This is a genomic window from Agromyces sp. GQ35 (assembly GCF_059758475.1).
Genome location: NZ_JCAXEO010000002.1, coordinates 307,090 through 321,240 on the forward strand (window position 1 = coordinate 307,090; position 14,151 = coordinate 321,240).

The 14,151-nt window shown below is 68.9% G+C and carries 16 protein-coding genes and 1 tRNA gene; 7 read left to right on the forward strand and 10 right to left on the reverse strand.

The features are described 5' to 3' along the window. Positions 1–31: 31 nt before the first annotated feature. On the reverse strand, positions 32–1,210 hold the full coding sequence (locus AC6CH0_RS13440; RefSeq protein ID WP_498101675.1) for a glycoside hydrolase family 3 N-terminal domain-containing protein: 1,179 nt from the start codon (positions 1,208–1,210) through the stop codon (positions 32–34). Positions 1,211–1,286: 76 nt separating this feature from the next. On the opposite strand from AC6CH0_RS13440, the gene AC6CH0_RS13445 reads away from it, so the two are divergent. The 6 genes from AC6CH0_RS13445 to AC6CH0_RS13470 all read left to right on the forward strand — a co-directional run bounded on the left by AC6CH0_RS13445 (position 1,287) and on the right by AC6CH0_RS13470 (position 7,417). After that, positions 1,287–2,408 carry an aggregation-promoting factor C-terminal-like domain-containing protein gene (locus AC6CH0_RS13445; RefSeq protein WP_498101677.1) on the forward strand — a complete coding sequence of 374 codons (1,122 nt, stop codon included), beginning with the start codon at positions 1,287–1,289 and terminating at the stop codon, positions 2,406–2,408. A 17-nt stretch (positions 2,409–2,425) separates the two neighbouring features. Beyond that, positions 2,426–3,250, forward strand: coding sequence for an oxygenase MpaB family protein (locus AC6CH0_RS13450; protein WP_498101679.1), 825 nt, complete (start codon positions 2,426–2,428; stop codon positions 3,248–3,250). Then, the gene (locus AC6CH0_RS13455; protein WP_498101681.1) at positions 3,250–3,744 is read left to right on the forward strand and encodes an Lrp/AsnC family transcriptional regulator; all 495 of its coding nucleotides are present in this window, start codon (positions 3,250–3,252) and stop codon (positions 3,742–3,744) included. The genes AC6CH0_RS13450 and AC6CH0_RS13455 overlap by 1 nt, the downstream gene beginning before the upstream one ends. A 108-nt stretch (positions 3,745–3,852) precedes the next feature. Further along, positions 3,853–4,986, forward strand: a complete 1,134-nt coding sequence (pdhA, locus tag AC6CH0_RS13460; RefSeq protein WP_498101683.1) for a pyruvate dehydrogenase (acetyl-transferring) E1 component subunit alpha — start codon at positions 3,853–3,855, stop codon at positions 4,984–4,986. Further along, entirely contained in the window at positions 4,983–6,005 is a 1,023-nt protein-coding gene (locus AC6CH0_RS13465) for an alpha-ketoacid dehydrogenase subunit beta (RefSeq protein ID WP_498101685.1), read from the forward strand. The genes pdhA and AC6CH0_RS13465 overlap by 4 nt, the downstream gene beginning before the upstream one ends. Beyond that, entirely contained in the window at positions 6,002–7,417 is a 1,416-nt protein-coding gene (locus AC6CH0_RS13470) for a dihydrolipoamide acetyltransferase family protein (protein WP_498101687.1), read from the forward strand. Before AC6CH0_RS13465 ends, AC6CH0_RS13470 begins: the two co-directional genes overlap by 4 nt. A 50-nt stretch (positions 7,418–7,467) precedes the next feature. Here the strand turns inward: AC6CH0_RS13470 and AC6CH0_RS13475 are convergent, their stop codons facing one another. From AC6CH0_RS13475 to AC6CH0_RS13485, 3 genes are all read right to left on the reverse strand, one after another. Continuing rightward, entirely contained in the window at positions 7,468–7,977 is a 510-nt protein-coding gene (locus AC6CH0_RS13475) for a hypothetical protein (RefSeq protein ID WP_498101689.1), read from the reverse strand. A gap of 98 nt (positions 7,978–8,075) precedes the next feature. Then, complete coding sequence (locus AC6CH0_RS13480; protein ID WP_498101691.1) at positions 8,076–8,573, reverse strand: glutathione peroxidase; 498 nt, start codon at positions 8,571–8,573, stop codon at positions 8,076–8,078. 62 nt (positions 8,574–8,635) lie between these two features. After that, a complete protein-coding gene (locus AC6CH0_RS13485) occupies positions 8,636–9,514 on the reverse strand; it encodes a DUF6892 domain-containing protein (RefSeq protein WP_498101693.1) in 879 nt (292 codons plus the stop codon). A gap of 190 nt (positions 9,515–9,704) precedes the next feature. Here AC6CH0_RS13485 and AC6CH0_RS13490 point away from each other — a divergent pair, with 190 nt between their 5' ends. Further along, positions 9,705–10,190 carry a tRNA-specific adenosine deaminase gene (locus AC6CH0_RS13490; RefSeq protein WP_498101695.1) on the forward strand — a complete coding sequence of 162 codons (486 nt, stop codon included), beginning with the start codon at positions 9,705–9,707 and terminating at the stop codon, positions 10,188–10,190. Between the two features lie 109 nt (positions 10,191–10,299). Here AC6CH0_RS13490 and AC6CH0_RS13495 read toward each other — a convergent pair. The 6 genes from AC6CH0_RS13495 to AC6CH0_RS13520 form a co-directional block, all read right to left on the reverse strand. Continuing rightward, positions 10,300–10,375 (reverse strand) — tRNA-Ala (locus AC6CH0_RS13495). Positions 10,376–10,467: 92 nt separating this feature from the next. Then, a complete protein-coding gene (gene rsfS, locus AC6CH0_RS13500) occupies positions 10,468–10,842 on the reverse strand; it encodes a ribosome silencing factor (RefSeq protein WP_498101697.1) in 375 nt (124 codons plus the stop codon). A gap of 34 nt (positions 10,843–10,876) precedes the next feature. Next, complete coding sequence (locus AC6CH0_RS13505) at positions 10,877–11,587, reverse strand: hypothetical protein (RefSeq protein WP_498101699.1); 711 nt, start codon at positions 11,585–11,587, stop codon at positions 10,877–10,879. A 398-nt stretch (positions 11,588–11,985) separates the two neighbouring features. After that, positions 11,986–12,585 (reverse strand): nicotinate-nucleotide adenylyltransferase, encoded by a 600-nt coding sequence (gene nadD, locus AC6CH0_RS13510; protein WP_498102280.1) that lies wholly within the window; start codon positions 12,583–12,585, stop codon positions 11,986–11,988. Between the two features lie 16 nt (positions 12,586–12,601). Then, positions 12,602–12,823: a hypothetical protein gene (locus tag AC6CH0_RS13515; protein WP_498101701.1), complete on the reverse strand. Its 222-nt coding sequence runs from the start codon at positions 12,821–12,823 to the stop codon at positions 12,602–12,604. Between the two features lie 51 nt (positions 12,824–12,874). Beyond that, a complete protein-coding gene (locus AC6CH0_RS13520) occupies positions 12,875–14,143 on the reverse strand; it encodes a glutamate-5-semialdehyde dehydrogenase (protein WP_498101703.1) in 1,269 nt (422 codons plus the stop codon). Between the last annotated feature and the right edge of the window lie 8 nt (positions 14,144–14,151).

The following is a 14,151-nucleotide window of genomic DNA, read 5'->3' on the forward strand; positions in this document are numbered from 1 at the left end:
TGAAGCGTCGGAGTATTCCCGACCCGAGAGATCAGTTCGCGAGCGTCCGCCTGAGGGTCAGCACGCGGGCGGTCGCGGCGTCGAGCTGAGCCTCGGTGATGCGTCCCGAGTGCACGGCGTCGGTGATCGAGCCGACGAGCCCGTCGACGGAAATGCCCATCGTCGCGGGATCCGCCGGCAGCACGTAGAGCAGCAGGTCGGCCCCGGCGGCGACCGCGCGCACGGCGTTCTCACCGGGGTCGGCGTACTCGGAAAGGCCGTTGTGCTGCAGCATCAGCATGTCGTCGGTGACCACGACACCCTCGAAGCCGAGTTCGTCGCGCAGGATCCGGTGCCATTCGGCCGACAACGAGGCCGGAGCGGCGTCGACCGCGGGATAGCTGAGGTGACCGGTCATCACGAGTTCGGCGCCCGCATCGATGCCGCTCGAGAAGGGCAGTGCGGGACCCGCGCGCCACTCGTCGAGACCGAGGGGCGCACTCGGCACGCTCGAGTGCGAGTCGCCAGGTGCGGCTCCGTGGCCTGGGAAGTGCTTCAGCGTGGTCGCCACGGTGCCGCGCTCGCCCGCCACTGCGGCCGCGACGCGCTCGGCGGCGGTGCCGGGCTCGGTGCCGAGCACGCGCCCGAAGATGAAGGAGTCCGGGTCCGCGGTGACATCGGCCACGACACCGAAGTTCACGCTGATGCCACACGCCGCGAGCACGGCGGCCCGTTCCGCGAAGGCGGCCTGCGATGCGGCAGGCGCCTCGGCGCGCAAGGTGTCGGCGGCCGCGGCACCATCCCACGGCAGTCGTTGCACCTCGCCGCCCTCTTCGTCGATGCCGATGAGCAGCGGCGCCTCAGGGTCGATCTGCACCGCCGAGGTGAGCGCGGCGAGCTCGGCAGGACCTTCGGGCACGTTGTCGCCCATCAGGATGAGGCCGGACACCCCTGCCTCGGCGAACGCCCGAAGGGGCGCCGGGTCGGTGCCGGGCGCGTGCAGCATGAGGAGCGTCGCGCCCTTCTGCTCGATCGACAGCCGCGCCATCCGCTCATCGACCCATGCGGCGATCGGGTCGATTGCATCCGGTGTCGGCGTCGGCGTCGGCGTCGGCGAATCGTGAGCTGTGCGGGTCGGGGCGGCATCCGGCACGGGGCCGGCGCACGCCGTCGCCGCGAGCAGCACCGCCGCGACGGCGAACGGAAGGACGGCCGTTCGCTTGATTCGCATTCGAAGGAGTCTACGACGCGTGTCTGAACCGCCGCTGCGCGACCCCGTGGGTAGAATCGCCGCCTCGAAAGGGGTGATGGTGCGACGCAGACCGGGACTCGCAGCAGGCGCGGCGGCGCTGCTCGTCGCCGCCCTCGCGCTGCCGACCGCCCCCGCGTACGCCGTGGACTACCCGAGCTGGGAGGATGTGATCGCGGCGAAGCAGAATGTCGCGACCCGCGAGGCCGAGGCCACGCGAATCACCGAGCTCGTCGCGGTGCTCGAGACGGAGTCGGCTCGGCTCGGCGATGCCGCCGTCGAAGCTGCGGGAGCATCCGCTGCCGCCTCCGCCGCGCATGCCGGGGCCGAGCAGCGAGCGTCGACGCTCGGCGTCGCCTCGGATGCCGCCGCGATCGAAGCCGTCGAATCAGGCGAACGCCTGGGCCGGGTCGGCGCGGTGCTCGCTCGCTCGGGCGGTGCCGACGTGACCTTGCGACTGCTCCTCTCCGACGAATCATCCGATCTGCTGCAGGGCCTGTCCCGGGCCGCCCAGCTGACTCATCTGTATGGCGGAATCGCCGAGCACGCCAAGAGTGCGAACGCCCAAGCGGAGGCACTCGCGACGCAGGCGGACCTCGCTGAGCGCGAGCGCGAGCGCCTCGCCGTCGAGGCGGCCGACGCGGCCGCTGCCGCAGAAGACGCGCACTTGGTCGCCGAGACGGAACTCGCCGAACAACGCGGCGTGGTCGACACGCTGTACGCCCAGCTCGCGAGCCTTCGGGACAGCACCGCCGAGCTCGAACGGCAGCACCAGGCCGGCGAACAGCTCCGGCTGGCCGAAGAGGCTCGCCAACGGGCCGCTGAGGAATCGAACGGCGGCATCGGCAGCGCTCCCCCGCCCGGTGTCGTCGTCGACACCGCCGGCGCGAAGGCGTATGCCGCGGCCGCCGTGGCGCGCTACGGCTGGGGCAGCGGCGAGTACCAGTGCCTCGTGCTGCTCTGGACCCGTGAGTCGAGCTGGCGTGCCGACGCGTACAACGCCTCGAGCGGCGCGTACGGCATTCCGCAGTCGCTGCCGGGCAGCAAGATGGCCTCCGCCGGCGCCGATTGGCGCACGAACGCCGCGACCCAGATCGAGTGGGGCCTCTCCTACATCGCCGACCGGTACGGGGCGCCGTGCGGCGCATGGGCGCACTCGGAGGATGTCAACTGGTACTAGCGGTACAACTGGTACTGATGCACGAACACGATGAACGAGCGGTGTTCCACCGCCATGCCGCCGAGGGCGTGCTGTTGCTGGGCGGCGGCGCCGCGATCCTACTGCAGCTGGCCGACCCGCGGGTCGCTCGCGGCGTCGCTCGGCACAGCGCCTTCCGGGAGCGACCGCTCGATCGACTGATCGGCACGCTCGACTACGTCTACGCCGTCGGGTTCGGCGACGAGACCGTGGCCGGCGAGGCCGTGCGTGCCGTCAACCGCCGCCACGCGCCCGTCCGCGGCGACGCAGGCGGCGATGCGCCGGCGTACAGCGCCTTCGACGCCGATGCGCAGCGGTGGGTCGCCTCCACGCTGCTCGCCGTCGCCCTCGAGCTGCATGAGCGCCTCTGGGGCCCGTTGCCGCGTGACACCGCTGACACGATCGTGTCGGGCTACGCCCCGCTCGGAGGGCGTCTGCAAGCCGGCGACGAGGACTGGCCGGCGACCCGAGCCGAGTTCGACGAGTGGTGGAGCACTCGACTCGCCGCACTCGACGTGGGCGACGACGCGCGAACGGTCGCGCGAACCCTGCTCACCGAGACCTCCGCGCTGCCGTTCGGTGCCGCAGCGCTGTTGCCGCTCGTGCGCCTGGTCACGGCTGCACTGCTCCCTGCTCCGCTCCGCTCGGCGTACGGATTCCGATGGACACCGCGCGTCGAGCGAGTCGCGAACGGATGGCTCGACGCGATCGCCGTCGTCTGGCCTCGCCTCCCTCGAGCCATCCGTCACGCCCCGATGCGTGCTTCGCTTCGTCGCGCCGAGCGTCGCAGCCGGTACTCTGGACATGAGCCACGAGGACGATGATGACCCAGCAGGTACCGCACCGGAACGACGCGCTCGACAGCATCGACCGTCGCATCGTCGCCGAGCTCAGCCGCGACGGCCGTCTCTCGGTGCGCACGCTCGCCGAACGGGTGCATATTTCGCGCACCGCCGCCCACAACCGGGTGCAGCAACTGCAGCAACGAGGCGTCATCACCGGGTTCGGTGCGCAGATCGATCGCAAGGCGATCGGCCTGAACATCTCGGCGCTCGTCGTCGTGCGCATCGGCGAGGTGTCGTGGGAGTCGATCGCAGCGAAGCTCGCGACTCTCCCGTTCGTCGAGAAGGTGCAGGCGGTCTCCGGCGATATCGACATCATCCTCACGGTGAGCGCACCCGACCATGAGCAGCTCAGCCAGGCGATCCTGCGCGACATCCACGACATGCCCGGGGTGGTCTCGACGAGATCGCATCTCATCCTCGCGGAACTCGAGGGCCACCCGCCCGCGCAGACGCTGGACATCTGGCGCACCTGAGCCCGCCGTTCCTGGACGAACGGCAACGCTTTCGGCCCGGTGAAGCCGTTCGTTCACCGTTGATCGAGAGCTCATCCACGGAGCGCGAGAGTGGCGCACGATGAGGACATGAGCCTCAATGTCGAGCATGCATCCGTTCGTGCACTGCCATCCGAGAAGCCCCTGCGGCTCCTCGACAATGCCGGACATGCGGTCAGCGGGTCGGCGACCGGCGGCTTCGGGCTGCCCGACGCCGAGACACTCCTCGACCTCTATCGCAAGATGGTCGTCGCCCGCCGCTTCGACGTGCAGGTCACCGCGCTCACGAAACAGGGCCGGCTCGCGACCTACCCCTCGGCCTACGGCCAGGAGGCGTGCGAGATCGGCGCGGTCGCGGCCCTGACGCCGGCCGATTGGCTCTTCCCGACCTACCGCGACAGCATCGCTCTTCTCACTCGCGGCATCGAGCCCGGCGACATCCTCGCCTCCTTCCGCGGCGACTGGCACAACGGGTACGACCAGCACGCGCACCGCACGGCCGCCCAGGCGACACCGCTCGCGACGCAGACCCTGCACGCGGTCGGCCTCTCGCACGCCGCCCGACTCCGCCACGACCCGATCGTCGCCCTCACCTTCCTCGGCGACGGCGCCACGAGCGAGGGCGATGCACACGAGGCCTTCAACTTCGCCGCGGTCTGGCAGACGCCGACGGTCTTCGTCGTGCAGAACAACCAGTTCGCGATCAGCGTGCCGCTCGAGCGGCAGACGCGCGCAACGACGCTCGCCGACAAGGCCGTCGGGTACGGCATGCCGGGCTATCACGTCGACGGCAACGACATCGCCGCCATGTACGCGGTGACCAGCGCGGCCGTCGAACGCGCACGAAGCGGCGGCGGCCCCACCCTCATCGAGGGCGTGACCTACCGCATCGAAGCGCACACGAACTCCGACGACCCCACCCGCTACCGCACCGCGCGCGACGTCGAGCACTGGAAGCGTCGCGACCCCATCGAGCGCCTCGAGAAGTACCTCGTCTCGGAAGGCGCCCTCACCGAGGCGCTGCGCACCGAGATCGCGGATGCCGCTGAGGAGCTCGCCGCCCGCACGCGCGACGTGATGACGACCGAGGCCGAGCTCGACCCGCTCGAACTCTTCGACCATGTCTATGGACGCGAGCGCACCGCGCTGCTCGAACAGCGCGCCGGCCTCGAGGCCGAGATCGCTGCCGGCGTGTTCGCCTCGCACGAGGGGGCCGCACGATGACCGCGACCGTGACGAGCACCCCGCCCTCCGAGGCATCCGCCCCGACGCAGCTCACCATGGCGGGCGCGCTCAACGCCGCCATGCGCGATGCGATGACGGCCGACGACCGTGTGGTCGTCTACGGCGAAGACGTCGGGCCGCTCGGCGGCGTGTTCCGCGTCACCGACGGTCTGCAGGCCGAGTTCGGCGACGACCGCATCTGGGACTCGCCGCTCGCCGAGTCGGGCATCATCGGCACCGCGATCGGCATGGCGATGTACGGCATGCGCCCCGTCGTCGAGATGCAGTTCGATGCCTTCAGCTATCCGGCGTTCGAGCAGATGGTGTCGCACGTCGCGAAGATGCGGAACCGCACCAAGGGCCGCGTGACCCTGCCGATGGTCGTGCGCATTCCCTGCGCCGGCGCGATCGGCGGCGTCGAGCACCACTCCGACTCCTCGGAGTCGTACTGGGCGTCGACCCCCGGTCTCACCGTCGTGATGCCGTCGAACCCCGCCGATGCCTACTCGATGCTGCGCGAGGCGATCGACAGCGACGATCCGATCGTCTTCATGGAGCCCAAGAGCCGCTACTGGGCGAAGGCGCCGCTCTCGCTGCCGGTGACCACCGCGCCGATGGACCGCGCCGAGGTCGTGCGTGAAGGCACCGATGTCACGCTCATCGGCTACGGTCCCACCGTGCGCACCGCGCTCGAGGCGGCCGACGCCGCTTTGGAGGAAGGCCTCTCGATCGAGGTCGTCGACCTGCGCAGCCTCTCCCCGTTCGACGACGCGACCGTCGGGGCATCCGTGCGCAAGACCTCGCGTGCCGCCGTGATCCACGAGGCCGCGCAGTTCGGCGGCTACGGCGCCGAGGTCGCCGCGCGCGTCACGGAACGCAACTTCCACCACCTCGCCGCGCCCGTGCTGCGTATCGCGGGCTTCGACATCCCCTTCCCCTCGCCGAAGCTCGAGGAATTCCACCTGCCCACCGCGAACCGCGTGCTCGCGGCACTCGACACCTGGGAGTGGGACGCATGAGCCGCGAGTTCATCCTTCCCGACCTCGGCGAGGGCCTCACCGAGGCCGAGATCGTCGCGTGGCTCGTCGCCCCGGGCGATGAGGTCTCGATCGACCAAGTGGTCGTCGAGCTCGAATCGGCGAAGTCCGTCGTGCAATTGCCGACCCCGTTCGCCGGGGTGGTCGAGTCGCTCGGAGGCGAGGTCGGCCAGGTGCTGCATGCCGGCACGGTGCTCATGACGCTCGGCAGCGAGGCCCGTGCTGCTGCGCCTGCGCCTGCATCTGCGCAGTCACCGGATGTCGCGGAGCCCGCCGAACCCGGAATCGTCACGAACGAAACGGCGCTCGCCGAAGAGTCCGGCGCGGTGCTGATCGGCTACGGCACTCGGCAGTCGACCGTCACCAAGCGGGCAGCAACGGCGCCCCCACGCTTCGGCCGCCGCGGTACCGGCGGCGGTTCAGGCAGCAGCGCGGGAACGAGCTCTGGCTCGCGTGTCGGCGGTTCCGGCCGCCTCGACGCGGCCCGTCGCTCCCCCGTCGTGTCTCCGATCGTGCGGCGGATCGCCCGCCAGCACGGCTTCGATGCGAGCCAATTGCTCGGATCCGGGCCGGAGCACCTCGTCCTGCGCCGCGACGTCGAGTCGTTCATCGCCGAGCATGAGCCGACGACGGATTCGCCCATCCCGGCATCCGGCGAGCGTTCGGAATCCTCCCCGCGACCGGCCGCCGTCCTCGACCAGGCCGGGGACCGACGTGTTCCCCTCGATCGCATGGGGCGTGCCGCCGCCGCCCACTTCTCCCGTTCCCGTCGCGAGATCCCGGAAGCGACGGTCTGGATGGACGTCGACGCGACCGAACTGCGCACCGCGCGTCAGCAGCTGCAGGACGCCACGGGCGAGCGATTCGGCATCACCGCGCTCATCGCGCGCTTCGTCGTCGCGGGGCTCGTCAAGCACCCGTCGCTCAACGCGAGCTTCGACGCCGAGCGCGAAGAGCTCGTCTATCACTCGGCCGTCAACCTCGGCCTCGCCGCGCAGACTCCGCGCGGGCTGCTCGTGCCGGTCGTGCACGGTGCCGAACGGATGTCGCTGCGAGAGTTGCGCGACGCGATTGTCACTCGTACCGAAGAAGCCGGCACCGGCGCGTTCCCACCGGCGGCGCTGACGGGCGGCACCTTCACGCTCAACAACTACGGCACGCTCGGGGTCGACGGCTCTGCCGCGATCATCAACCACCCCGAGGTGGCGATGCTCGGTGTCGGCCGTTTCATCGAACGGCCGTGGGTCGTCGATGGCGAGCTCGCGGTGCGCACCATGACCGAACTGACCATCTCCTTCGATCATCGCGTGTGCGACGGAGCGGAGGCCGCCGGGTTCCTCACGTTCCTGGCGCGCTGCATCGAGCGCCCGGTCTCGGTACTGGCCGAACTCTGAGAGCTCGACGCGATCTCAGCCGGACCGGTACGACGTCGTCGAACGAAGGATCAGAAGAACTCGTCGGGCGTCCCGGCGGCGCGCTCCACGTCACGGGTGTCTTGACCCGCAGCCGTGAGTTTGGCGACCGCGACGCGCAATCCGGATTCCATCTGCGCCGCCCAGGCATCGGACTCGCGTGCCGTCACCTCGGCCGCGCGTGCGCGCGCCTCACTCACCGCGGCCGCGTCACGGGCGTCTTTCACCTGCCGAAGTGCCAGCGAGATGCCGTAGTACGCGGCGACCATGGTGGCGATCGGCGCAGCGATGACCGCCAGTGCGCTGATGGCGGCACCGGTCGGGCTGAAGGCGATGAGCAGGGCGAAGGCGAGGAAGAGTGCGACGATGGCGGCGAGCACGACGAGCATGAACCTCAGGTCGGTGCCCCACTTCCGCGACTCGACGGCACCGGCAGTCGCGGGCGTCGACGCGTGCTCTGAGTCGGATACCGGCGCGAACGTCTGCATCTCAGTGGTGGCGACATCCTGCTCGGTGGTCGGACGACCGTATACGTCGGACATTCGTTCTCCGCTTCCATTGCATTCGGATCAACCCCCCAATTCTGGGGCCGCGCCGTTGGCCGGTCAAGGCGCCGCGCTGCGCGCTGCTCGCGCGACGGTCAGGCGGCCTTCGCCTCTGCCAGTCCCGCTTCGATGGCCGCGATCACGGCGGGGTCGTCGGGTTGCGTCGTCGGGCGGAATCGCTGCACCTCGCCGCTCGGCTGCACGACGAACTTCTCGAAGTTCCACTTCACACGGCCGGCCTTGCCTGCGGCATCCGTCACTTTCGTGAGCGCCTCGTACAGCGGGTGCCGCTGCCGGCCGTTGACCTTGACCTTCTCCATGAGCGGGAACGTCACGCCGTACGTCATGGAGCAGAACTCCTTGATGTCGTCGCCCTCGCCCGGCTCCTGCCCGGCGAATTGGTTGCACGGGAACCCGAGCACCGTGAATCCGCGATCGCCGTACTCGCGCTGCAATGCTTCGAGCTTCTCGTACTGGGGCGTGAGCCCGCATTTCGATGCGACGTTCACGACCATCACGACCTGGTCGGTGAAATCGGCGAGGGAAGTCGTCTCGCCGTCGATGGTCGTGAGGGGGATGTCTCTGATGTCCACGACTCGAGCCTATGTCGCCGGCGGGCAGCGAACGCGACTTCACATCGAATGCGAAGGCGCGGTCAGAGAAGTTCTACGTCGATGCCTCGCGTGCGGAGGGCCTCCAGAGTCGCGTCATCTGCACCGGTCACGGTCATCGATCGGAGGTTGGGCAGGTGAGCCACGTCGGAATAGTCGACAACATCGAAGACCGTATCCTCGCCGCTCCAGAGCGGCGCGATCTGAAGATAGATGTCATTGCCGCCGTCCTGAGAGATCTCCTCGACTTCGTCCAGCAGCGCCCGGGGAACCTGAAGCTCGGCGAAATGAGCAAGGACTTCCGGGATCGGTTCGTACCCTTCCTCACGCAGATCGATGTCGCGGCCGAGGTCGGCAAGAGATGTGTACAGGTCGAAGGCCGGAGCGAGCAGCTCCTTGTCGTACATCAGGACCTGAATGACCAGCAGCTTGAAATTGAGATCCGTGAACTGGACCGCATCGACAACCGGTGCTGACGTCACCTTCGACGGAGCCGTGTTCTTCTTCGTCGCACGACGTCGCACCTTCTGCTCGACGATGATCTGTTGCACGCACTGGTCAGGACCGGGATCGTTTCGCCGTGCCATGACGTACCCATCGCCGAAATCACGACTCGGGTACGTGGGACCTTTCGGACCGAATTCCACGCCGAAGGGTTGCCCTTCGATCCGAACATCGTGCGCCGACTCATCGACATCGAACTTGACGGCGATCGCGTGAACTCCATCGGAGTTGGTCGCTGTCACACCCGATCGACGCCAGTGCCAGGCGCCTGAAGCCCTCGCTGCGGCGGATCCGGAGTACTTCTCGGGTACTTCGTCGAGCACGGCGGCGAGGTCGGTCAGGAGCAGTGGGTAGTTATAGAGCCGACCATCGATCTCGATTCCATCGAGTCGAATATCCACCGCCAAGACGCTCGTCATTCGGCGATTCTCTTCACGCTCTCTTCCGAGGTCCACATCTCGAGCCTAAGTCCAGCCGCGACGCTCGCGACCTCGTCATGTCGCCTCGGAGGCGAAGTCGGGCCGGCCCAGAGCGATGACCCCGCTGTTCCGAGGAACACCAATCGCAGCGGGTGAGGCGAGCCGGGCGGAAAGACGGCAGACTCGAGAAATGACCATCACCGACCATGACCTGGCCTTCGTCGAGCGTGCCGTCGCACTCGCGCGAACGGCGGCCGCGGCCGGCGACGGCGCGTTCGGCTCCGTGCTGATCGATGCTGCAGGCGTCGAACGCTTCGCCGACCGGAATCGCGAGGCCACGCTCGGCGACGAGACGCGGCATCCCGAGTTCGAGATCGCCCGCTGGGCCGCGACGAACATGAGCGCCGAGGAGCGGGCGTCCGCGACGGTCTACACCTCCGGCGAGCACTGTCCGATGTGCTCGGCGGCGCACGCCTGGGTGGGGCTCGGCCGAATCGTCTTCGCGGCGTCGTCGGCGCAGATCAGCGAGTGGCGTGAAACCGAGGGTCTCCCGGCCTCGCCGGTCGCCACGCTTCCCATCACCGCCGTCGCCCCGGGTCTCGTCGTCGACGGCCCGGTCGACCGGTTCGCCGATGAACTCCGGTCGCTGATCGTCGGTGGCGCGCCGGCAGGTTGATGCACAGGCTATCCGAAGTGGTGTGATGGTCGCCGGGCCTGGCCGGGCGGTTGCTCGGCGCACCGCGGTGACAGAAAACCCCCGAAGAACCGGAGTTCTTCGGGGGTGTTGGTGGATCTGAGGGGACTCGAACCCCTGACCCCCTGCATGCCATGCAGGTGCGCTACCAGCTGCGCCACAGACCCGTACGCCCTGTTCGGGGCAACGAATTGAGCTTACACCAGCCTCGGCCCGCGGAAGAAATCGAGGGAGCCTCGACCGGCGGATGTCGCTGCGATCACGTGTTGGAGGCGAGCAGCGGTGCCACCGGCAGCGCCGGGCAGTCGGCCCAGAGTCGCTCGAGGCCGTAGTACAGGCGCTCTTCCTGGTGGAAGACGTGCACGACGAGGTCGCCGAAGTCGAGGAGGATCCAGCGACCTGTCTGGTGCCCCTCGCGACGTCGCGTCGGGCTGCTCGCGCGGCCGAGCACCTCTTCGACCTCGTCGGCGATGGCGATCACGTTTCGTTCGGAATTACCCGTCACGAGGAGGAACACGTCGGCGAACGGGAGCGGCTCCGACACGTCGAGTGCGATGAGGTCGTCTCCACCCTTCGCGTCGGCCGCGCGCGCCGCCAGCGCGAGCAGATCGAGGGCCTGGTCGGATGCGGTCATGCGCTCTCTTCCGGTGCGTAGTGGTTGATTCGGATCAGAACAGCCCCGCAAGTGCGCCGATGACCAAGGTGCCGACAACGCCGAGCGCGAGAACGCCGGCGGTGACGGCGAGCACGAGCGGAACGTTCATGCCCTCCTTCTTCGGCGGCGCGATCATGGCGCGCGCGGCACCCTGGGTGCTGATCGCGCTCGTCGCCGCCACGGGTGCCGCCCCGGTGCCGACATCTTCGACCTGGTCGAAGAGGCGGTCGACGTCGGACGAGTCGATGCGGCTCGGGTGCACTCCGGTGGCTCCATACGAGCGCGGCAGGTCGATCGAGCCGGTCGCGATGATCTCGCCACTGGACGCCAGCGGGTTGCCGATCGAGGAGAGAGGGTTGCCGATCGACCCGTGATCGGGAAGGTTCGGCAGGATGAGTGCGTTCGTCGTGGTCGGGACGCCGTGGCCGACCCCACCGCGTGACAGCAGTTGGTCGAACGGTTCCGCCGCTTCGACGGGAGTATTCAGCTGCGATGTCCAGTGGCCGACAGCGGCCGATGCCGGTGCTGCCGGATCGGACGGTCGCTCGGGGATCGCGGCCGGGGGCGGCATCGCATCGCCCCGCGCGGCGGCGACCGGTTGCGCCGCCTCTTCGTCTTCGAGGTCGAATTCGTCGAGCTGGGCGCCGTCGAGCATGGCGCGAAGTTCTCGACGCGTGAGCGTGCGCTCAGGCGTCGTCGCCTCGGTCGAAGCGGGCTGCGGCATCGGCGGACGCGCACTCACCGGAACCTGCGGGGCCTGTTGCGGAGCTTGAAGTGCACTCGGCGGTGGCGGCACCTGACGCGGTGCGAACGGGCTCTGCTGCTGCGGCGCAGCGGGAGCTGCGCCGAACGGCGCGGCGCCGTCACCGAACGCACTGGCAGGCCGCGGCGCTGCGAGGGCCGGGCTCGTTGCTGCGACTGGCAGCGACGGCGCCGGCATCGACTGCGCAGGTGCAGCGGGAACGGGGCGCGGCGCGGCCGGAGTCGGCGCAGGCAACGGTGCGGGAGGAGCGGGCGCCGCATTCGAAGCGGTATCAGGGCTCGCCGAAGGCTCCTGCTGCTCCAGCAGTCGCTCGCGTTCGCGCATTTCGCGGCGCGTCAGCGGCGGATCCTGCGACGACGTCATTCGACACTCCGGTAGAGATGGTGCTTGGAGATGTACTGGACGACCCCATCGGGCACCAAGTACCACACCGGGAAACCCCGGCGCACCCTGCTCCGGCAATCGGTCGACGAAATCGCCAGAGCCGGAACCTCCAGCAAGCTTACGTCTTGCTCGGGCAATCCAGAAACGCTCAGCACATGTCCCGGACGACTCACAGCAACGAAGTGTGCGAGATCCCAGAGTTCCTGCACGTCTTTCCAGGAGAGGATCTGGGCGATCGCGTCGGCACCCGTGATGAAGTAGAGGTCGGCGTCGGGGCGCTCGCGGCGGACGTCGCGCAAAGTGTCGATCGTGAAGGTCGGCTTCGCCCGGTCGATATCGACGCGACTCACCGTGAACCGGGGGTTCGATGCGGTGGCGATGACCGTCATCAGGTAGCGATGCTCGGCCTGGGTGACGTTCGACTTGTAGCTCGGCTGGCCGGTCGGCACGAAGACGACCTCGTCGAGGTCGAGGGACTGCGCGACTTCACTCGCGGCCACGAGGTGACCGTGATGGATGGGGTCGAACGTGCCGCCCATCACCCCGATTCGAGGCCGGCGCTCCGCGACCGTCATCGCGCTCTCGCCCGCCTCAGTGGCCGCCGTGCTCGTCTCCGGCGTGGCGCGCGGCATATGCCGCCGCCTTGGCGCTGTGGCGGTTCGCCACGTCGCGGTACGAGGCGACGACGAAGCCCAGTGCGGCGAAGATGATGAGGGCGATGAGACCGTAGACCCATGTCTCCATGGGCAGTTCCCTCGCGTGCACCGTCTCGGTGAACACCGTCGCGGTCTGCACTGCGGTGACTAGGCTCATTCGCCGTTCCTTTCGAATCCTGCGGGTCGTGCTCCAGACAGTCTAGCGAGGTCAGCCGCGCACATGACCGGCGCCCCGCACGATCCACTTCGTGCTGGTCAGTTCGGGCAATCCCATCGGCCCGCGGGCGTGCAGCTTCTGCGTCGAGATGCCGACTTCGGCGCCGAATCCGAACTCCGCACCGTCGGTGAACCGGGTCGAGGCGTTGACCATCACCGCCGCGGCATCCACCTCGTTCAGGAATCGCTCGGCGTTGCCGAGGTCGTTCGTGACGATCGACTCCGTGTGCTTTGTCGAGTATCGACGAATGTGCAGGAGCGCATCGTCGAGAGAGTCGACCACACCGACCGAGATGTCGAGCGACATGTGCTCGGTCGCCCAATCGGCTTCAGTGACGGCCGTCGCCTCGGGGCGAACGGCGCGCACACGCTCGTCACCGTGCACCGTGACTCCGGATGCCTCGAGGCGGGCGAGCACCGGGGGGAGCAACCGCTCTGCGGCGCCCGCGTGCACGAGCAGCGTCTCGAGGGCGTTGCACACGCTCGGTCGTTGCGTCTTGGCGTTGTGCACGAGTTCGACGGCCCAGTCCTCGCGGGCGCTCTCGTCGAGGAACATGTGCACGACACCGGCGCCGGTCTCGATCACCGGCACCTTTGCCTCGTCGACCACGGCGCGGATGAGTCCGGCACTCCCCCGCGGAATCAGCACGTCGACGTAGTCGCGTGCCTGCATCAGGTGACGGGCACCGGCCCTGCCGAAGTCGTCGACCGTCTGCACGGCGTCGGCCGGCAGCCCGACCGCTTCGAGTGCGTCACGGAGTACGCCGAGCAGCACCCGGTTCGTCTGCTCGGCAGCGCTGCCGCCGCGGAGCACCACCGCGTTGCCGCTCTTGAGGGCGAGCACGGCGATATCGATCGTCACGTTGGGGCGCGCTTCGTAGATCGCACCGATGACACCGAGTGGCACTCGGATCTGGTCGATGCGAACTCCGTTCGGCAGCGAACGGCCGCTGACCGTGTCGCCCACGGGGTCGGTGAGCGCGATCACCTCGCGCACGGCATCGGAGAGCCCTGCGATCCGACGCTCATCGAGGGTGAGTCGATCGAGCAAGCCGGCCGCGAGGCCGGCGGCTCGACCCGCCTCGAGGTCGAGCGCGTTCGCCCGGATGATCTCGTCGGACCGCTCGGCGAGCAGCACGACGACCTGCTCGAGCGCAGCATCCTTCTCGGCGGTCGCGGCGCGCGCGAGACGGTGGGACGCCTCCTGCGCGGCGGCGAGTCGGCGGTCGATCGCAGCGGTATCGAGGTCGGTCTGCTCCATGGCAACAG